The sequence below is a fragment of the Caballeronia sp. A2-2 genome (assembly GCF_057612605.2).
On sequence record NZ_JBVFIR010000005.1, the window covers coordinates 193,269 to 212,617 of the forward strand.

The window sequence follows — 19,349 nt, forward strand, 5'->3', positions numbered from 1 at the left end:
TCGACATACCAATTCGGTTGCAACCGGACAACTAAGATCTAGCGTAGACGTTTCCCGGCTTGAATCAAGCGGTGCGGCCCATTCACTCCGCTTTCCCATTCGCCGCCGTGGTCAGAATGATCTTCCCGACGTTCATCGACGATTCCATTCGACGATGAGCATCCGCCGCGCGTTCGAGCGCAAACGTGCTGTCCACCACCGGCTCAAGACTTCGCCCGCCCGAAAACCGGCCGAGCCAGTGCTCGCGAAAGCGTCGGACCATCGCGTGCTTTTCGGCTTGCGGACGCGACTTCATCACCGTGCCAATGATCTGAATATGCCGATAGAGAATGGATTCGAGTTCGACGCCGACCGAGCCGCCGCCGCCGAGAATACCGACTTGCACGAGCCGTCCGCCGTTCGCGAGCGACGCGATGTTGCGCGCGAAATAAGGCTCACCCACGAAGTCGATCACGACATCCACGCCACGCCCGTTCGTCTGCTTCGCGATGACTTCCGCAAAGTCCTGCGCGCGATAATCGATGGCGTGGTCCGCGCCGAGTTGAAGCACGCGTTCGCGCTTCGATGCATCGGCGGTTGCAAAAACAGTGGCTCCCGTTGCAAACGCCAGTTGCACAGCCGCCGAACCCACGCCACCGGCCGCCGCGTGAATCAGCACCGAGTCGCCTTGTTTCAGTCGGCCGAGATGCATCATCGCCTCGTGCGCCGTGACGAAGACCTCGGGAATCGCCGCCGCGTGAATATAGTCGAGCGGTTCAGGAATCGGCATCGCCATGCGCCAGTCGATGCGTGCGACTTCGGCATACGCCCCGCCGCCGACCACGCCCATCACGCGATCACCGGCCTTGTAGCCTTCGACCGCCGCGCCGACTTCGAGCACTTCGCCTGCGATTTCCAGCCCCATGATGGTCGAATCGCCAAAATTGGGCCGGCCATAACCGCCGCGCCGATGCGTCAGGTCCGCGCGATTCACGCCTGCCGCGTGGACACGAACCAGAAGGTCATCCGGGCGGACTTCGGGGTTCGGCACGTCATCGAGTTTCAGTACGTCTGCGTCGCCGAATTCATCGAATACGATGGCTTTCATGATTGCGTGTCCTCGTCTGTCTGCGTGTGGCCGAGTGTCGATTGCGCGACGGCGGAGGCGGAAATGGCCGCCGGAAAACCCGCATAGAACGCGAGATGCGTAATCAACGCCGATAATTCCGCGTGCGTGACGCCGTTATCCACCGCGCGACGCAAATGCGCGGGAAGCTCGTCATGATGACCGCCCGTGATGAGCGCCGCGACGGTCACGAGGCTGCGATCACGCGGTGACAACGCGGCATCGCTCCACACTTCGGGGAACAGAACGTTATCGACCAGCGCGGCGAGTTTCGGGGTGAACGCACGCGCGGCTTCACGCGGGCTATTGAATTTCGTGTTGGACATGGTTGCCTCCTCAAATTTGGCTGATGAATTTGTTGGTCAGATAGAACTCGATGCCTTCGGCGCCGCCTTCCGAGCCGATGCCGCTTTCCTTGATCCCGCCAAAGGGCAATTCGGTCGCGACGATCCGATATTGGTTGATGCCGATCATCCCCGCTTGCAGACCATCGCTCACGTCGATGGCCGTGCGTGCATTGTTCGTGAACGCATAAGCGGAGAGACCGTACGGCAGCCGGTTCGCTTCGGCGAGACCGTCTTCGAGAGCATCGAAACGCATCAGCATGGCGATGGGGCCGAACGGTTCTTCGTGCATCACGCGTGCGTCCATCGGGACATCGGCGAGGACTGTCGGCTCGAAGAAATAGCCATTACCTGCGATACGCTTGCCGCCCGTGAGAACCTTTGCGCCGCGTGCTTTCGCATCGGCGATGAGTTCTTCCATCTTGGCAATCTGACGCGCGTTGGCGAGCGGGCCGACCTGAGTGCCGGGCTGCATGCCGTCGCCGATCTTGAGCGCTTCCGCCGCGCGCACGAAATGTTCGACGAATTCATCGTAGGCATTGCGTTGAATCAAAAAGCGCGTCGATGAGATGCACACCTGACCCGTGCCACGGAAACGATTCGCCGCGCCTTCGACGGCGGCTTTCTGCACATCGCCATCTTCGAAAACAAGCACGGGACCATGTCCGCCGAGTTCGAGCGTGATCGGCTTCACGCCTTCCGCCGCACGTGTGGCCAGCAAGCGGCCGATAGGGACCGAGCCGGTGAACGTTACTTTGCGAATGATCGGCGATGCAATCAGCGTCTTGGAAATTTCATCGGGAATGCCAAATACCACTTGCAGCACGCCTTTGGGCAAGCCAGCATCGTCGAGCGCGCGAGCCAGAGCCAACGCGGTTGCCGGACTCTCTTCACCGGGCTTGATGATGACGCTGCACCCTGCGGCAAGCGCCGCCGACAGCTTGCGCGCCGGTGTGATGGCGGGGAAGTTCCACGGCGTGAAGGCGGCAACCGGGCCAATGGCCTGCTTCTTGACCAACTGCTGTACGCCGGGACGGTTCGAAGGCACGACGCGTCCGTCGATCCGGCGCGCTTCTTCCGCGAACCATTCGAAGTAATCCGCTGCGCGCAGCACTTCGTCGCGGCTTTCGGCCAGCGGCTTGCCTTCTTCGAGCGTCAGCAATTCGGCAATATGCATGGAACGTTCGCGAATCAGATTGGCGGCATCTTTCAGAATGCGAGCGCGTTCGGCGGGGACGGTGTTGCGCCAAACGTCGAACGCAGACTTCGCGACGTTCAATGCGCGATCGAGGTCCGCAGCGGTTGCAAGCGGAACGCGGCCCAACTCTTCGAGCGTGGCGGGATTGATGACGGGCGCGTTTTCGCGTTCGCGGGCATCGATCCATTTTCCGTCGATGAAGAGATAGAGTGCGTCGTAGTTCGTGTTCATGATGGATTCCTTTGAATAAGATTCGGCATGCGAATGGATTTTCATGCTTCACACTGCTTTATTCGGTCGGCAACGAGTGCCTGTCAACGGAACCCAGTCTATGCAGGAAGCGGCTTCGGTTTTAGCCGTCGCGGAAGGAATCAATGTTTCCGGGAAAGGGAAAATCGCGATGCAAAAGGCCTGTAAGCTTTAATCCGATGTTTAGACGATAAGGATTCGTGGAATGGACAAACTGAACAACATGTCGATTTTTGCGAAAGTGGTGGAAATGGGCAGCTTCACGGCGGTCGCGAATCATCTGGATACGACCGTCGGCAATATCTCGCGCGCCATTTCGGTGCTGGAAGAATCGCTCGATACGCGGCTCATGCAACGCTCGACGCGTCGCCTTGTGATTACGGATGCAGGCAGGCGCTTCTATGAGCGCTGCGTGAGCATCCTCACCGATGTCGAACACGCAGAGTCCGAAGCCCGCGACTCACTGATGGAACCGCGCGGCACGCTACGCGTTCACGCGGTGCCCGGAATCGGACGCGACCTCGTGACGCGCGCCGCGTTGGCTTACCGCGCTTCATATCCGGATGTGTCCGTGGACCTTCTGCTGTCGCAGCGAATGCCGAATCTGCTGGAGGAACAACTGGACCTTGCGGTCGTGATCACGCGGACGCTGCCCGATTCCGCGTACGTCAGTCAAAAGATCGGCGCGAGCCATTGCATTCTTGCTGCGTCGCCTGCTTATCTGGCTCGGCAAGCTGCACCGGAAACGCCTGAAGACCTGATCGATCATCAATGCGTGCTGCTTCAGACTGTGGATTACGTCCCGGACGAATGGCACCTCGAAAGCGCGGCGGGTGACGCGGTTTTTCGTCCGTCGGGTCCGCATTTCAGCGTCAATGACATGGATTCGATGTCGCTGGCCTTGCGACAGGACGCGGGCATCGGCCTGCTCGCGGGATACGCCGCAATGGACGATCTTCGCAGCGGCGCGCTCGTGCGGGTGCTTCCGCGCTTTCACACGTATGTGCGGAGCGTGTATGCAATCTATCCGTCGAGGCAGTTCGTCGATGCCAAAGTCAAGCGCTTCGTCGAAACGCTGAAGGTGCAGGTCGGCGAGCAACTCGCTAGCTATGCGAACGAACTTGGGATAGCGGAGTAGCGCGCAAGATTGACAAACGCGAAGGGCAGCGCAACACACTGCCCTTCACGCCATCACCTTACTTCTTATAAATCCGCTTCCGCGTAGCCTCAAGTTGCGCAAGAACACTATCGAGCTTCGAAGGATCGGACACGAACTGCTGCATGCCCTTCATGCCTTCATCGGCCATTTCCTTGGTCATGTCGCGATCGTAGAACTGCGCAATGCCGCCCTTCGTGTTCGACAGAATCTGAAAGCCGATCTTCGAGATCGGATCTTCAGGTTCCGGCGACTTGCTGTTGGCCGACAATGAACCCAGCCCCGTCGCAAGCTTCGCGCCATTCTCCGGCGTTTCGATGAACGCGAGGAACGCATGTGCCTCGGCCTTGTTCTTCGCCTTAGTCGGAATATGCAACGACTCGACCGGACCATCTTCCGCAGTCGGCACTTTCGAATCGATGATCGGGAACTGGAAGAAGCCCATGTTCGGCTTCACCGCCGCCGGGAATCCGCCGGTGATGAACGTGCCCATCAACATCATCGCGGCCTTGCCCTGGAACAGGAACGGCTGCGCGGAATCGAGATCGTAGGATAACGAATTGTCGATGAAGTCGTGATCGTCGAGCAACTGCTTCCACGTCGTATAAACCTTCTTCACGCGCGGGTCGGTGTAGGGCACTTCACCCGCCATCAGTTTTTGATGAAACGCGTTGCCGTTCAGACGCAGATCGAGATAATCGAACCATCCGGCGAGCGTCCATGCATCGCGGCCGCCGACCGCGAAGGGCGTGATGCCCGCAGCCTTGAGCTTCTTGCAGGCGTCCATCAACTGGTCCCACGTCTTGGGTTCTTCAGTGATGCCGACCTTCTGGAACAGATCTTTGCGATAGAACATGCCCCACGAGTAATACACGGTCGGCGCAGCATATTGCTTGCCTTGATAGCTCGACGATTCCTTCGTCGATGCATACATGCCGTCCCAGCCGTTCTTCTGCCAGTCGCCGCTCAAGTCTTCGAACAAGCCGCGCTTCGCGTAATAAGCCATGCGTTCGCCGTTGTGCCAGTTGACGACATCGGGCGCAACGGTCGTGAGCCATCCCGGCAACTGCACCTTGTACGCTTCTTCATCGACGAATGAAGCCTTCACGTCGATATCCGGATGCGCCTTTTTGAACGCTTCGAGAATTTCCGTCCACACCGCGCGCTGGCTCGCGCCCTTGAACGCGATGTTGATGGTCATCGTGCCGGCCTGCACCGGCGTCGTCGCGATGGCGGTGATGCTCGCCGCGACCGCCATCACGGCAGCGGCGATTGTCTTGCGCGTCTTGCCTTTCATGAGTGTCATGCTTGTCTCCTGATTATTGGTCTGTTCGATCAAATCGCCGTATAGGTGCGATACGCGGCCACGCCTTGCGGTTCAACTTCGCGCCCGCCGATCACGAAGCGGTCGTCGGTCACGCCTTCAATCGTGTGCGGTTGCGTCGCGTAATTGAACACGTAGGTGAGATTGCCGCGCCGGCTCATGCGCAACGAATCGCCGAGCGGGGTGGGCTTGAGGCCCGCCTGATCCGCGATGCTGGCGAAGATCGCTTGCGTGAGTCCTTCGTCGAAGATGCTGGCGAAGTAATGTGTCGATTCATGCTGCACGTAAGCGGGATGGCCGTCCGCGTAACGGGCATGCACCTTGAGTGCGGATTGATCGTCCGAGTCGATCAGATCGCGCCAGTGACGTGCATGACCTTCAAAGCCGTTCTCGCCGCTTACCGCTTCGGTGACGTTCGGCCGCATCGATTCGACGCGCCACACGCGCAACGGCAATAACGTTGAAAGCGTGCCCGGCGGCAGATTCGACGGAATCTGCAAGTCGGCGGTCTTGGAGCCCGTGCGTGGACCGAGCACGATTTGCGCGCCGGAAGCCTTCAAACGCGCCGCGAAATCGTCAGGCACGATAGGCAAGGGCGGCACGACGATCATCGCGTAACCATCGAGCGACGCATGCGCCGAGATGATGTCCACGTCGAAACCAAGCGCGCGCAAAGCCGAGTAATACTCGAACGCAAAACGCGGATAGTGAAAGTCCGCGCCCTGCGGCTGAATCTCGAGCAACCACTTCGCTTCGTAGTCGTAGATCAGCGCGATCTTGCCGTGCACGTCGGCATTCGCATCCGCGTTGGCCGCTTCCACGGCGGCGATTTCCTGCGCCACGCGCGCCGCTTCGCCACCGCCGATATCGAGCCGGTTGTCCGGCGTGTTCAAGCCTGCATGCATTTGTTCCTGCGCGAATGGCGCTTGCCGCCATCGGAAATAGGATACGCAGCCCGCACCGTGCGCGAAGGCTTCCCAACTCCACAAACGCACCATGCCCGGCAACGGCGATGGATTCCAATGCGCCCAGTTCACCGGTCCGGGTTGTTGCTCCATGACCCAGAACGGCAGCTTCGACATGCCGCGATAAACATCGTGATTGAAGGATGCAAAATCCGGATGGCCCATGCGCAGGAACTTCGCCTTGAACTCCGGTGCGAACCATTGCTCCTCCAACGCGCCGAGCGGATAGCTGTCCCATGTCGCGATATCGAGATCGCGGGCGACATCGTAATGATCGAACTCGGTGAACAACTGCATGAAGTTATGCGCGACGGGCCGCCCCGGCGAATGCGCGCGGATGATCTCCACCTGCATGCGGTTATAGCGCGCGACTTCATCGGAGGCGAAGCGCCGATAATCCAGCCGATGCGAAGGATGCGCTTCCGTCACCGTTGCGATGGGCGCGTCGATCTCCTCGAAGCTGCGATATTCCATGCTCCAGAACACCGTGCCCCACGCGCGATTCAATTCGTCGATGCTGTGATACCGCGCCTTCAGCCATTCACGAAAGCGCTGCACCGCAGCGGGCGAGTAGCTGACGACCGTATTGTGGCAACCGTATTCGTTATCGGTTTGCCAGAACGCGACGGCGGGATGCTTGCCATATCGGCTCGCAACCGCCGTGCAGATTTTGCGCGATGCCTCGAAGTAAGACGGCGACGAGAAATCGTAATGTCGTCGCGAACCGAACGCACGCGGCCGGCCATCCGCGCCTACAGGCAAGATGTCCGGATGACGATCGATCAGCCACTTCGGCGGGGTCGCGGTCGGCGTGCACATCACCACTCTCAGACCCGCCGCGCCGAGCACATCGACGGCGCGATCGAGCCAGCCCCAATCGTATTCGCCGGGCGATGGCTCCATGCGGCTCCACGCGAACTCCGCAATCCGCACATGTTCGATGCCCAGCGCCTTCATGCGGCGCGCATCGTCTTCCCACATTGATTCCGGCCAATGCTCCGGGTAGTAGCAGACTCCGAGGCGCATGTGTCTCCTAATCATTTCGTTGTGCGCAGCAGCATCGTTCTTTGCAGAAACGTCTCGCCATGGCTGAGGCATTCGTGATGTAATCGGCGGCAGGAATGATTAAGCGCTTAATCATCCATCAACGCAATGGGATGCATGCGCATCTCACATATTGAATAATTCATCGACGATGCCAACGCTCTCGGAAGTCGCGCAGCACGCAGGCGTCACATCCGCCACCGTGTCGAATGTATTACGCAATCGTGGAAGAGTCGGCGAAGCCACGCGTCAGCGCGTGCTCGATGCCGTCGCCGCGCTCGACTATCGTCCGCATCTCGCGGCGCGCGCGCTCGCGGAAGGGCGCGCGCCGACGCTTGCGCTGATGGTATCGAGCATTGCCAACCCGTTCTATCCGGAGTTCGCGTTGGCGGTCGAACGGGCTGCGCGCGAGCATGGACATTTCGTGATCATCTGCAATACGAACGATGATTCGATCGCCGGCCGCGCGTACCTCGATCAGATCGCGGGCAACCTGTCCGAAGGCGTGCTCGTGATGAACGCGAATCTCGACTTCAACGATCTTCACGCCACGCAGCAACGTGGCACGCCGGTCGTGCTGTGCATGTGGGAACGTCCCGACGATCCACCGGGATTACCCTGCGTCGCGGTGGATTTCCGGCTGGCGGGAAGACTTGCGGGAGAGCATCTCATCGAGCTGGGGCATACGCGCATTGGCGCAATTGTCGGCAGCAAGCGTTCGGGCATTCATGCGCCGCGCTATACCGGTTATGTCGATGCAATGCGCAACGCGGGTCTCAAGATCGTCGCGAAGAACACGCGTTATACGCCCGATACGGTGCAAGGCGGTTACGCCGCCGCGCGCGAATTGCTCGAACGCGATCCGACGCTCACCGCGCTGTTCGTGACCAACGATCTCCCCGCGCTCGGCGCGATGCACGCTGCCGCCGATCTCGGGCTCGACGTGCCGCGCGATCTTTCGGTCATCGGCATCACGGATATTCAACTGGCGCGGGAATCGCGTCCGCCGCTTACTACAGTCGCAGTGCCGACGGTCGAAGCCGCGCGCATGGCAGTGAACCTGTTGCGAGAACTTATCGAACAAGCGGAGCCTGCATCGCAGGTATGCGTGACATCGGCGCCGCAACTGGTCGTGCGTGGCTCGACGCGCTCTCAATCATGACGCGCGAACGCAACCGTCGATTGTCGTTGCACGAGCACCGGCACGGGCGCTGTGACGGCGGGTGGCGTATCGAACGCGGGTTCGCGGATCAGCCGAATCAGCAAGTCGATGGACGCCTCCGCGATAGCCGCCGTGTTGATCGCAACGGTCGTCAACGAAGGGCGCACCTGATGCGCGAGTTGAATATCCGTGATGCCGATGACCGATACCTCGTCGGGCACCTTGCGCCCGAGCGCCGCCAACGCCTGCAATGCGCCGATGGCGAGCAGATCGTTGGTCGCGAACAAGGCGGTCAGGTCCGGCTTGCGCGCCATCAAATCCAGACACGCTTCAAAACCGCCGTCGATGGTATCGGGAATCTCGCGCACGGCGGCATCTTCGGGTTCGAGTCCGGCTTCGCGCATGACGTCGCGAAAGCCGGTGGCGCGTGCGTCCTGCAAGCCACCGCAACCATCGCCGATCAACATGCCGATATCGCGATGCGCCAGTTCCAGCAGATGCCGCGCCGCAAGCGCACCGGCCTGTTCGAAATCGACGGCCACGCAGGGCAGGGCGGGCAACTGCTTCGGATGCTCCCACAAGCTCAGCACGATCGGCGTGCCGACTGCCGCCGACTCGCACAACTCGTTGATCGCGATGTCGGTGTTCAGCACCAACACGCCCTCGGCCAGCGTGCCCGCGATCTGCGTGAGATAGGCGCGGCCGATCTCGGCATCGTCGTCGGTATTGCAGACCATCAGGAAATAGCCCGCGCGCCGCGCCGCACGTTCCGCGGCCAGCACGAACTCCGGATAAAACGGATTCGCGATGCTCGACAACATGAGCGCGAGCGTGGTGGAGCGGCCTTCCGCCAACGCACGCGCGTTCAGGTTCGGGCGATAACCGAGTTCGCGGATGGCGCGCGTCACGCGCTTCGTGGTTTCCGGGCTCACTTTGTCAGGATTGCGCAGCACGTTGGAGACCGTCGCGGCGGTTACCTTGGCGCGCTTGGCTACATCGCTCAGTGTGGCCATATCGATAGCATCGAAATTAAAAGAAATCCCACATTGAGAGACCTGTATTCAAATGTTGCGCACTTATCCTCAGCTACGCTAACTTTTGCAGCAAATACACAGGAGACAGACATGGACACCAACACGCATACAGCGGAATTTAAGCGCTTAAATCGATGCAGCGCAAGTCTTTGCGGCGCATTTCGCTACGTCGGTTTTAGTTGGTAGACCTAGGGAAAACACCATGTCTGCTATTTCCCTGACCAATATCCAGAAGATTTTCGGCAGCAATGCGCCTGTCATTCGCGACCTGAACCTCGAAATCGGCGCGCACGAGTTCTGCGTGTTTCTCGGGCCATCGGGATGCGGCAAGTCCACCTTGCTGCGCATCGTCGCGGGACTCGAAGATCAAACCGATGGCGATGTGAACATCGGCGGCCGCACGATGAACGGCGTGCCTTCAGCCGAGCGCGGCGTCGCGATGGTGTTTCAAAGCTACGCGTTGTTTCCGCATATGTCGGTGTACGAGAACATGGCGTTTGGCCTGAAGCTCGCGAAGACGCCGAAAGCCGAACTCGATAAACGCGTGCGCGAAGCCGCGCGCATCCTTCAACTGGATACGCTGCTCGAACGCAAACCACGCGAGTTGTCGGGCGGTCAACGTCAGCGCGTGGCGATCGGGCGCGCCATCGTGCGCGAACCGGGCGTGTTCCTTTTCGACGAACCGCTCTCCAATCTCGATGCTGCATTGCGCGGACAAACGCGCGTGGAGATTGCGCGCCTGCATCAGCGCTTTGCGCAAGCGAGTGTGATCTACGTGACGCACGATCAAATCGAAGCGATGACGCTCGCCGACAAGATCGTGCTGCTGCACGCGGGCGCGGATACGCAGCGCTTCGGCAGCATTGCGCAAGTGGGCGCGCCGCTCGATCTCTACCACCGGCCGCGTTCGAAGTTCGTTGCGGGATTCATCGGCTCGCCGCGCATGAACTTTATCGCGGGCGAAGTCGAATCCGCGGATGCAGAGAGCGTGCTCGTGCGCCTCACGCAAGCGGACAGCACGCAGCAAGCGTTGCGTGTCGCCGTGAATGGTACGCGGCTCACGCGCGGGCAACCTGTGAGCATCGGCATTCGTCCCGAACATATTCGTCTCGATGGCGACGCGCAGGCGCTCGCGGTCAAGTCGTTGCTCACCGAACAACTCGGCGAGCATAGCTATCTGCATGTCGAATTCGCGGGTGGAACGTTGATCGCGAAAGCGCCGGGTGAAGTCGCGGTGCGCAATGGCGAACGCGTCGCGCTGCGCTTGCCTGCGGAGTCTTGTCATCTGTTCGATGAAGACGGACTCGCGCTGGAACGCACGGTGAGCACCACCAGCCAGCCATTCATTTTGCAGACTGCCTGATTACACAAGACTACAACGCAGTTCCAGGAGACAAAGCAATGATGAAACCGCAATTGAAGGCGCGCGCGTTCTTCGCGATGTGCGCCGTGTCCGCAGCGCTCATCTCGGTCGCCATGCCGGATGCGCAAGCAGGACAACTGAACATCAACGTATCGGCGCGCGGCAATCAGCGCTCGACCTGGCAAGATGCGTTCGACAAGTTCAAGAAGGCGAATCCCGATGTCGATCTCAAGGTGACGTACATCACCGAGGAAGCCTACAAGGTGCAGATGGGCGGGTGGCTCGCGACCGATCCGCCCGACATGGTTTCCTGGCACGACGGCGAACGCATGGCGTATTACGCGAAACGCGGCCTGCTGGAAGACCTGTCGCCGGACTGGAAGAAGAACGGCTGGGACCAGCAATATGCATCGGTGAAAGAAGCATCGACGTATAACGGCAAGCAATACGCCGCGCCGCTCGGCTACGACGCGTACGGCTTTTTCTATCGCAAGGATCTCTTTCAGAAAGCGGGCATCACCAGCGAGCCGAAAACATGGGATGAATTTCTCGATGCCTGCAAGAAGCTGAAGGCCAGCGGCGTCGCGCCCATTGCGGTGGCCGCGCGCGATAGCTGGACGCTTGCCGCATGGTTCGATTACCTCGACTTGCGCATCAACGGCAATGCGTTTCATCAAAAGCTGATGGCAGGCGACGTGCCTTATACCGACCCGCGCGTGAAGAAGGTCTACACGACGTGGAAGACGTTGATGGACGATCATTACTACATCGACAACGCGCTTGCGTACGATCTCGATTCGATCTCGCCGTTCCTCGCCAACGGTAAAGCGGCCATGATGTTGATGGGCACGTTCTTCTCATCGAGCATTCCCGCTAACGTGAAGGATCAGATCGGCTTCATGCGCTTCCCCGTGCTCGATCCTAAAGTGCCGATGGCGGAAGACGGTCCCGTCAACGTGTTGCTGATTCCCGCGAAAGCGAAGAACAAGGCCGACGCGCGCAAGCTGCTCGCGTTCATGGAAACGCCCGAGATCAACGCCGATCTCGCGCGCGGCTGGGGCCAGTTGCCGTCGAACAGCAAGGCCGCCGAACCCGACGATGCAATCTCCAAAGTCGGCTTTCAGATTCTGTCGAGCACGACGGGCGGCATCGCGCAGTTCTATGATCGCGATATGACCAAGGAAATGGCCGACGAGGGCATGAAGACCATGCAGCAGTTCTATAACGACCCGTCGCAACTCGATGCGCTGCTCACGCGTCTCGAAGCCACGCGCAAGCGCATCTATCACAAGTAAGCAAGCACGCGCGCTGTCCGCTTCGTGCGGACAGCGTGCAATGAGGTGTTCGTCATGTCTACATCCATCGACCGGCTGCCTTCTGCACGCACGCGACGCGCATCGTCGTCGCGGCGTGCGCATCATCGGGCGGCGTTTTTATTTCTGCTGCCGGGCTGCGCGTTGTTCGCGCTGTGCGTGATCTATCCTATCATCAGCAGTATTTCGCTCAGTTTTTATAACTGGGATGGCATGACGCCGAAGACGTTCGTCGGCCTTGCCAACTACGTCGAGTTGTTCCAGACCGATACGTTCTACACGGCGCTGAAGAACAACATGATCTGGCTGGTGGTGTTTCTGCTTGCGCCGCCGTTGGGTCTGGTGTTCGCGTTGTATCTGAATCAGCAGGTCAAGGGCATGCGCGTGGTGAAGTCGCTGTTCTTCGCGCCGTTCGTGCTGTCGGGCGTGGTCGTGGGTCTCGTATTTAGTTGGTTCTACGATCCGACCTTTGGCTTGCTGAAAGCGATCCTCGGTCACGGCATTCCTGTGCTCGGCGATTCGCATACGGTGACCTTCGGCATCGTGTTTGCAGCGCTTTGGCCGCAAACGCCCTATTGCATGGTGCTTTATCTCACGGGCCTGACTGCGATCAATCCCGAAGTGATCGAAGCAGGCCGCATGGAAGGCGCGAAGGGCTGGAACCTGCTGTGGAACGTGATCCTGCCGCAACTGCGCCCGGCCACCTTCATGGCGGTGGTGCTGACAGTGATCGGCGCGCTGCGCAGCTTCGATCTGATCGCGGTAATGAGCGGCGGCGGTCCGTTCGACAGTTCCACCGTGCTCGCCTATTACATGTACGACCAGGCGATCAAGTACTACCGCGAAGGCTATTCCGCTGCCATCGCCGTCGTGCTGTTCGCGATCATGCTCGTCTATATCGTGTTCCATCTGCGCCGCATGCTGCGCGAAGAACGCTGATTCATTCGGAGACCGATATGTATCCGCTTCCCGTCGAACGCTGGAAACCCATCAATCGCACGCTGTATAAAGTGTCGCTGCCGATTGCATTGTTTATCTGGCTGCTGCCGATGCTCGCCGTCTTGCTCACATCGATCCGTTCCTCCGATGAACTCGCGCAAGGCGATTACTGGACGTGGCCCAAGCATTTCGCGCTGGTCGAAAACTACGGCACCGCGCTCATGCAAACGCCGATGCTGCATTACTTCGCCAATAGCGTGCTGATTACCGTGCCTTCGGTGTTGGGCGCAATCGTGCTTGCATCGATGGCGGGCTTTGCGTTGGCGACGTATCGCTTTCCCGGCAACACGGCGGTGTTGTTCACCTTCGTCGCCGGTAACTTCGTGCCGATTCAAATCCTGATGATTCCCGTGCGCGACATGGCATTGAAGTTCGGGTTGTTCAATACCGTCTGGGCGCTGATCATTTTTCATATCGCGTTTCAGACGGGGTTCTGTACGCTCTTTCTGCGCAACTTCATCAAGCAATTGCCATTCGAACTGATCGAAGCGGCGCGGGTGGAAGGCGCAAGCGAATGGACGGTGTATGCGCGCATTGTCTTGCCGCTGATTCGCCCCGCGCTCGCGGCGCTCGGCATTCTCGTCTTCACCTTCGTGTGGAACGATTATTTCTGGGCGCTGTGTCTCACACAAGGCGACGATGCCGCGCCGATCACCGTCGGCGTAGCCGCGCTCAAGGGGCAATGGACGACCGCGTGGAATCTCGTCGCGGCGGGTTCCGTGCTCGCCGCGTTGCCTTCCGTGCTGATGTTCTTCGCGATGCAGAAGCACTTCGTCGCGGGCCTCACGTTCGGGGCGAGCAAAGGCTAGTCCTTCTTCTCTCTACAAACCTTCCGGCGCGCGTTTTCACGCGCGCATGGCCCCGCTTTTCCCGGAGAATTCGACGATGCAACTCGGCGTCTGCTACTACCCCGAACAATGGCCCGAATCGATGTGGGCCGACGATGCGCGACGCATGGTCGAACTCGGCATCACGACGGTGCGGATCGCCGAATTCGCGTGGAGCAGGATGGAGCCGCGTGCGGGCGAATATGATTGGGCGTGGCTCGATCGTGCGATAGAAACGCTTGCATCTGCAGGGCTCAAGATCGTGTTGGGCACGCCGACCGCATCGCCGCCGAAATGGCTTGTCGATGCCATGCCCGACATGCTTCCCGTGCGCGCCGATGGCACGACGCTGCACTATGGCTCGCGGCGTCATTACGATATTTCGAGCGAGGCGTATCGGCGCGAATGCCTGCGTATTGTCGAAGCGATGGCGCGGCGTTATGGTGCGCATCCATCAGTCATTGCGTGGCAAACGGATAACGAACTCGCGTGCCACGACACGGTGCCGAGTTATTCGAATGCAGCGTGTATGCGCTTTCGTTCATGGCTCGCGCGACGCTATGAAACCATCGGAGAACTGAACACGCGTTGGGGCAATGTGTTCTGGAGCATGGAATATCCCTCATTCGATGCAATCGAATTGCCGCATCTCACGCCGACCGATCTCAACCCGATTCATCTGCTCGATTTTCGCCGCTTCATGTCCGATGAAGTGGCGAGCTTTCATCGCGAACAAGTCGATGTGTTGCGCCGATATGCACCACACGCGGCCATGCTGCACAATTTCATGGGCCTGTTCACCGCGTTCGATCATTATCGATTCGCGTCGAACGGTTCCATCGATGTCGCGACCTGGGACAGTTATCCGATTGCGCGTACCGAAGTCATCGCGCTCGATGAAGACGACAAGGCACGTTATGCGCGCACCGGGCATCCGGATGTATCGGCGTTCGATCACGATCGTTATCGTGGCATCGGACAAGGTCGTTTCTGGGTGATGGAGCAGGAAGCCGGACCGGTGAACTGGGCGCCGTGGAATCCGGTGCCCGCTGCTGGCATGGCGCGTTTTTGGGCTTATGAAGCGTTCGCGCACGGTGCGGAACTGGTCTCGTATTTTCGCTGGCGGCAAGCGCCGTTTGCGCAGGAACAGTTTCATTCGGGCTTGAATTTGCCGAACAATACGTTGTCGCCCGGAGGAAAGGAAGTGGCGCGCGTGGCGCAGGAGATCGCGCAATTTGCCACGCTCAAAGCGCTCGCGCCGAGCACGCGCGCACCGGTCGCGCTGGTGTTCGACTACGAAACGCAATGGATCTTCGAGATTCAACCGCACGCTAAAGGCTTCGACTATCAGACGCTTGCGTTCGAGTATTACCGCACGCTGCGCGAGATGGCGCTCGATGTCGATATCGTTTCAGCCGATGCGGACCTGTCGGACTATGCGCTCGTCGTCGTGCCGAGTCTTGCGGTGTTGCCTTCGGGCTTCGTCAATAAGATCGCGGCAAGTAATGCGCAATGGGTGATCGGTCCGCGCACCGGATCGAAGACTCAAGACTTTTCTATTCCTATTGATTTGCCGCCGGGCGCGTTGCAATCGCTGTTGCCGTTCAAGGTGATCGAAGTCGATTCGCTTCGTCCTACTTTGCGTCCTTCGACAACGCTGGATGGCGTGGAAGGCATCGCGCTGCTCTGGCGTGAACATGTGGAAGCGGGGGAGGGTATCGACGTGCTCGCGCGTTTCGACGATTCGTGGCCCGCGATCATGGCGGCCAAAAACATTCGCTATGCTGCCGCGTGCTTCGATGCGCCCTTGCATCGCGCAATGTTGGAAGGCGCAGCGCGTGATGCCAGACTTGCTATCGAGCATCTGCCGGAAGGGGTGCGCGTGCGTCGTCGCGGTGAGGTGACGTTCGCATTCAACTTCGGCGCGCATCCCGTCGATGCACCCGCGCCCGTTAATGCACGCTTCGTACTCGGCGAACGCACGCTTCGCACCGCAGACGTCTGCGCATGGATCGCGCAATGACGACGTTCTTGTGCGTCGATGCAAGCCGTCCCGCGCCTGCGCCGCTCGAAAGCACCATCGCGACGGGCGCGAACGTATCGCCCGATAAAAGAATTATCGGCATCAACAGCCGCTATCTCACGCGCGATGGCGTGCCGTGGCTGCCGGTCATGGGCGAGATGCACTACGCACGCATCCCCGATGCGAACTGGAACGATCAACTCGCGAAGGTGAAATCGTCAGCCGTGGATATCGTCGCATCGTATGTGATGTGGCGTTATCACGAGCCGCGCGCGGGCATGTTCGACTGGAGCGGAAGGCTGAATCTGCGACGTTTCGTCGAATTCTGCGCGCAACGCGGTTTGCTGTTCTTCGTGCGAATCGGGGCTTGGGTGCATGCAGAAGTGCGCTATGGCGGCCTGCCGAACTGGATCGTCGATCAGATGCCCACGCGCGGCGACGATCCGCTTTACCTCGACTACGTGCGCCGCTTTTACGCCGAAATCGCGCGGCAACTCGAAGGCTTGTTGTGGAAGGACGGCGGTCCGGTCATCGGCGTGCAACTCGAAAACGAGTACAACCTGAGCGGACCACGACAAGGTCGCGCGCATATCTCGACGCTCAAGCGTCTTGCCTGCGAAGCCGGGCTCGATGTGCCGCTTTACACGGTCACAGGTTGGGATAACGCCGTCTTTCCGCATGGCGAGGTAGCGCCTGTGTTCGGCGGTTATCCTGACTTGCCGTGGGGCACATCGACAACCATGTCCTCGCCGAACGAAACGTATAACTTTCGCTTCACCACGCGCGTAGGCGGCGATCTCGGCGCGCAAACCCACAACGACGAACCCGGCGATGCCGATGCCGTCGCGCACGAAACACCGTTTCTAGGTGCGGAATACGGCGGCGGCGTGCCGACGATGTACCGCCGCAGACCCGTGCTCGATATCGACGACATCGCCGCGATGCTGCCCGTGCAACTCGGCTCGGGCGTGAATCTCTATGGCTATTACATGCTGCATGGCGGACGCAATCCGCCCGGCGATTTGGACGGGCAAGAGTCCACCGCGACCGGTGGCTATAACGATCTGCCCATCGTTCATTACGATTTTCAGGCGCCGTTCGGTGCCAATGGCGAGGCGCATCCGGTGCTGGGCGCGGTGAGGCCGTGGCATCTCTTTCTCAAGCAATGGGGCCGCGATTTGGCGCCTTGCGCCGTGTATGCGCCCGACGTGCTTCCACGTGATGCAAACGATCTCGACACGCCGCGCTTTGCAGTGCGTGCCGAAGGCGATAGCGGATTTCTCTTCTTCAATCGGCATGTGCGGCAACATGCCATGGCTGCTTGCGAGGACGTGCGCTTCGTCGTGAAGCTTGAGACTGAAACGATCACGCTGCCCGAAGCGCCTGTGACGATCGAAGCGGGGACATCGTTCGTGTGGCCGCTCAATATGCGGCTCGGCGATATGCGCCTGCGTTATGCGACGGCGCAGCCTATCACCTGTTTGAATACGTCAGACGGTGATGTGTATGTGTTCGGCGAAACTAAAGGCATCGCGGCTGAATTCGCATTCGAAGATTCAACGCTGAGGCTTTCAACAGGACGCGTGACCTATCTCGATAGCGCGAATGGCATGCGCGTTGGCTTGCTGCTGCTATCGCACGAAGACGCAAGGCGCGCGACGGTCCTGCCTTTAAATAATCAAAAGCATCTCGTTCTAACCGATGCACTCGCCTTCGAGCGCGACGGCGCGTGGATACTGCGCTCGACGGGTGCGGCATCGTTCGAAGTTGCGGTGTTTCCACCGCTCGAAGCAACACTTTCCGATGACGCATTTCCGCGCTTCGTCGTGAGCGTGCCGGAAACGCGCGTGCAAGTAAGCGTGACGCGCATTCGTGAAGCGCAGGCCGTGCCACCGGTTCGCATCGGCGCTACTGCACCGATACCCGAAGCGTTCGGCAAAGCCGCCGCGTGGCGTATCGAACTTCCGAAAGAGGCAAACGGATTGCTGGAGATCGAATACGTCGGCGATATCGGACGCCTGTTCTCAGGTGCAAATCTCATCGACGATCATTACTACAACGGTTTGCTATGGCGTATCCGCATGCGCGATGTCGCGATCGATCCGCACGCGCCGCTCGTGCTGACCGTGTTGCCGCTGCGCGCGGACGCTCCGATCTATCTCGATGCACGGCATGATCCGCGTGTGTCGATCGAAGATCAAATCGCCGAAGTGCGCAGCGTGCGCTGGATAGCGGAATACGAAGTGCAGTTATCCGAAGCGTTTATTGTCGCGTGAGCATCAGATCGAGGTTCTGAACCGCCGCGCCGGACGCGCCTTTGCCGAGATTGTCGAACACCGCGGACAGCAAGACATGCCCGTGCTTCTTATTGGAGAACACGCTCAGGCGCATGTCGTTCGTCCCGTTCAGCGCTTGCGGATCGAGATGCGTTAGGTCACGTGCTTCGTGCGGCGGCATGACATGCACGTGCGCTGCATCCGCATAGTGATGCGCGAGGCATGCGTGTAACGTCGCACCATCAACGCCGGGCGCAAGCAGCCGCAACTCCAGCGCCACCGTCAACACGATGCCCTGACGAAACGCACCATACGCAGGCACGAAGACAGGCCGCTGCGCAAGTCCGGTGTACATCTGGATTTCCGGCGGATGCTTGTGCGCGAGCGCCAGCCCATATACCTGAAACGCAGGCGCATTGACCGCGCCTTGCGCTTCGTGTTCCTCCACGCCCGCGCGACCGCGCCCGGAATAACCGGACACCGCGTGAATGCTGATCGGATAGTTCTCCGGAATCAGCCCAGCCTGCAACAGCGGACGCAGCAAGCCAATCGCCCCGGTCGGATAGCAGCCGGGATTGGTCACGCGATTCGCACTCGCAATGCGCCCGGCCTGTCCCGCCGTCAGTTCCGGAAAGCCATAGGTCCAGCCCGCTTGAGTGCGATGCGCCGAACTTGCATCGATGACTCTGACCGCGGGATTCACGATGGCCTCCACGGCTTCGCGTGCGGCGGCATCGGGCAAACAGAGGATGGCGATGTCGCAGGCGTTGATGGCGTCCGCACGACGGTGCGGATTCTTTCGTTCGGCCGCAGGAAGCGTGAGCAGCGTGATGTCGGTCCGATGGCGCAACCGTTCGTGGATCTGCAGTCCGGTCGTGCCTTGATCGCCGTCGATGAAAACGAGGGGCGTGCTCATGTGCGGAAGTCTCCGAGGGGCGTTGATAGACTGGAGCTTATGTTCCCCGAA

At 59.8% G+C, this 19,349-nt stretch carries 15 protein-coding genes; 8 read left to right on the top strand and 7 right to left on the bottom strand.

What is annotated here, in order from left to right; all coding sequences use genetic code 11:
• Positions 1-82: 82 nt before the first annotated feature.
• From ACZCWR_RS35050 to ACZCWR_RS35060, 3 genes are read right to left on the bottom strand one after another with little or no spacing between them, the layout of a single operon-like run.
• Positions 83-1,087, bottom strand: a complete 1,005-nt coding sequence (locus tag ACZCWR_RS35050; protein WP_487306863.1) for an NAD(P)H-quinone oxidoreductase — start codon at positions 1,085-1,087, stop codon at positions 83-85.
• On the bottom strand, positions 1,084-1,431 hold the full coding sequence (locus ACZCWR_RS35055; protein ID WP_487306864.1) for a carboxymuconolactone decarboxylase family protein: 348 nt from the start codon (positions 1,429-1,431) through the stop codon (positions 1,084-1,086). The genes ACZCWR_RS35050 and ACZCWR_RS35055 overlap by 4 nt, the downstream gene beginning before the upstream one ends.
• A 10-nt stretch (positions 1,432-1,441) precedes the next feature.
• Positions 1,442-2,878 carry an NAD-dependent succinate-semialdehyde dehydrogenase gene (locus ACZCWR_RS35060; RefSeq protein WP_487306865.1) on the bottom strand — a complete coding sequence of 479 codons (1,437 nt, stop codon included), beginning with the start codon at positions 2,876-2,878 and terminating at the stop codon, positions 1,442-1,444.
• A gap of 223 nt (positions 2,879-3,101) precedes the next feature.
• On the opposite strand from ACZCWR_RS35060, the gene ACZCWR_RS35065 reads away from it, so the two are divergent.
• The gene (locus ACZCWR_RS35065) at positions 3,102-4,034 is read left to right on the top strand and encodes a LysR family transcriptional regulator (protein ID WP_487306866.1); all 933 of its coding nucleotides are present in this window, start codon (positions 3,102-3,104) and stop codon (positions 4,032-4,034) included.
• A 58-nt stretch (positions 4,035-4,092) separates the two neighbouring features.
• Here the strand turns inward: ACZCWR_RS35065 and ACZCWR_RS35070 are convergent, their stop codons facing one another.
• Together ACZCWR_RS35070 and ACZCWR_RS35075 are read right to left on the bottom strand one after the other, a co-directional pair.
• On the bottom strand, positions 4,093-5,349 hold the full coding sequence (locus ACZCWR_RS35070; protein ID WP_487307102.1) for an ABC transporter substrate-binding protein: 1,257 nt from the start codon (positions 5,347-5,349) through the stop codon (positions 4,093-4,095).
• Between the two features lie 38 nt (positions 5,350-5,387).
• Entirely contained in the window at positions 5,388-7,367 is a 1,980-nt protein-coding gene (locus ACZCWR_RS35075) for a beta-galactosidase (RefSeq protein WP_487306867.1), read from the bottom strand.
• A 169-nt stretch (positions 7,368-7,536) separates the two neighbouring features.
• Between ACZCWR_RS35075 and ACZCWR_RS35080 the strand changes: the two genes are divergently transcribed.
• On the top strand, positions 7,537-8,547 hold the full coding sequence (locus ACZCWR_RS35080; protein WP_487306868.1) for a LacI family DNA-binding transcriptional regulator: 1,011 nt from the start codon (positions 7,537-7,539) through the stop codon (positions 8,545-8,547).
• On the opposite strand, the gene ACZCWR_RS35085 is transcribed toward ACZCWR_RS35080, so the two are convergent.
• Entirely contained in the window at positions 8,538-9,560 is a 1,023-nt protein-coding gene (locus ACZCWR_RS35085; protein WP_487306869.1) for a LacI family DNA-binding transcriptional regulator, read from the bottom strand. The two genes, ACZCWR_RS35080 and ACZCWR_RS35085, sit on opposite strands and share 10 nt — an antisense overlap.
• Positions 9,561-9,783: 223 nt before the next feature.
• Between ACZCWR_RS35085 and ACZCWR_RS35090 the strand changes: the two genes are divergently transcribed.
• The 6 genes from ACZCWR_RS35090 (at position 9,784) to ACZCWR_RS35115 (ending at position 18,382) form a co-directional block, all read left to right on the top strand.
• Positions 9,784-10,944: an ABC transporter ATP-binding protein gene (locus ACZCWR_RS35090; protein ID WP_487306870.1), complete on the top strand. Its 1,161-nt coding sequence runs from the start codon at positions 9,784-9,786 to the stop codon at positions 10,942-10,944.
• Between the two features lie 77 nt (positions 10,945-11,021).
• Positions 11,022-12,239 (top strand): ABC transporter substrate-binding protein, encoded by a 1,218-nt coding sequence (locus ACZCWR_RS35095; RefSeq protein WP_487307103.1) that lies wholly within the window; start codon positions 11,022-11,024, stop codon positions 12,237-12,239.
• Positions 12,240-12,293: 54 nt separating this feature from the next.
• Positions 12,294-13,196, top strand: a complete 903-nt coding sequence (locus tag ACZCWR_RS35100) for a carbohydrate ABC transporter permease (protein WP_487306871.1) — start codon at positions 12,294-12,296, stop codon at positions 13,194-13,196.
• A 17-nt stretch (positions 13,197-13,213) separates the two neighbouring features.
• Positions 13,214-14,065, top strand: coding sequence for a carbohydrate ABC transporter permease (locus ACZCWR_RS35105; RefSeq protein ID WP_487306872.1), 852 nt, complete (start codon positions 13,214-13,216; stop codon positions 14,063-14,065).
• Between the two features lie 76 nt (positions 14,066-14,141).
• Complete coding sequence (locus ACZCWR_RS35110) at positions 14,142-16,106, top strand: beta-galactosidase (protein ID WP_487307104.1); 1,965 nt, start codon at positions 14,142-14,144, stop codon at positions 16,104-16,106.
• Entirely contained in the window at positions 16,103-18,382 is a 2,280-nt protein-coding gene (locus ACZCWR_RS35115; RefSeq protein WP_487306873.1) for a beta-galactosidase, read from the top strand. Before ACZCWR_RS35110 ends, ACZCWR_RS35115 begins: the two co-directional genes overlap by 4 nt.
• Here ACZCWR_RS35115 and argC read toward each other — a convergent pair.
• Complete coding sequence (gene argC, locus ACZCWR_RS35120) at positions 18,369-19,298, bottom strand: N-acetyl-gamma-glutamyl-phosphate reductase (protein ID WP_487306874.1); 930 nt, start codon at positions 19,296-19,298, stop codon at positions 18,369-18,371. The genes ACZCWR_RS35115 and argC overlap by 14 nt on opposite strands.
• Between the last annotated feature and the right edge of the window lie 51 nt (positions 19,299-19,349).

Bases quoted from the DNA above. Each gene is read 5' to 3' on its own strand.
- argC (WP_487306874.1), bottom strand. From the start codon at position 19,298: ATGAGCACGCCCCTCGTTTTCATCGACGGCGATCAAGGCACGACCGGA.
- ACZCWR_RS35095 (WP_487307103.1), top strand. From the start codon at position 11,022: ATGTGCGCCGTGTCCGCAGCGCTCATCTCGGTCGCCATGCCGGATGCG.
- ACZCWR_RS35110 (WP_487307104.1), top strand. From the start codon at position 14,142: ATGCAACTCGGCGTCTGCTACTACCCCGAACAATGGCCCGAATCGATG.
- ACZCWR_RS35115 (WP_487306873.1), top strand. From the start codon at position 16,103: ATGACGACGTTCTTGTGCGTCGATGCAAGCCGTCCCGCGCCTGCGCCG.
- ACZCWR_RS35070 (WP_487307102.1), bottom strand. From the start codon at position 5,349: ATGAAAGGCAAGACGCGCAAGACAATCGCCGCTGCCGTGATGGCGGTC.
- ACZCWR_RS35075 (WP_487306867.1), bottom strand. From the start codon at position 7,367: ATGCGCCTCGGAGTCTGCTACTACCCGGAGCATTGGCCGGAATCAATG.
- ACZCWR_RS35085 (WP_487306869.1), bottom strand. From the start codon at position 9,560: ATGGCCACACTGAGCGATGTAGCCAAGCGCGCCAAGGTAACCGCCGCG.
- ACZCWR_RS35060 (WP_487306865.1), bottom strand. From the start codon at position 2,878: ATGAACACGAACTACGACGCACTCTATCTCTTCATCGACGGAAAATGG.
- ACZCWR_RS35105 (WP_487306872.1), top strand. From the start codon at position 13,214: ATGTATCCGCTTCCCGTCGAACGCTGGAAACCCATCAATCGCACGCTG.
- ACZCWR_RS35080 (WP_487306868.1), top strand. From the start codon at position 7,537: ATGCCAACGCTCTCGGAAGTCGCGCAGCACGCAGGCGTCACATCCGCC.
- ACZCWR_RS35065 (WP_487306866.1), top strand. From the start codon at position 3,102: ATGGACAAACTGAACAACATGTCGATTTTTGCGAAAGTGGTGGAAATG.
- ACZCWR_RS35050 (WP_487306863.1), bottom strand. From the start codon at position 1,087: ATGAAAGCCATCGTATTCGATGAATTCGGCGACGCAGACGTACTGAAA.
- ACZCWR_RS35100 (WP_487306871.1), top strand. From the start codon at position 12,294: ATGTCTACATCCATCGACCGGCTGCCTTCTGCACGCACGCGACGCGCA.
- ACZCWR_RS35090 (WP_487306870.1), top strand. From the start codon at position 9,784: ATGTCTGCTATTTCCCTGACCAATATCCAGAAGATTTTCGGCAGCAAT.
- ACZCWR_RS35055 (WP_487306864.1), bottom strand. From the start codon at position 1,431: ATGTCCAACACGAAATTCAATAGCCCGCGTGAAGCCGCGCGTGCGTTC.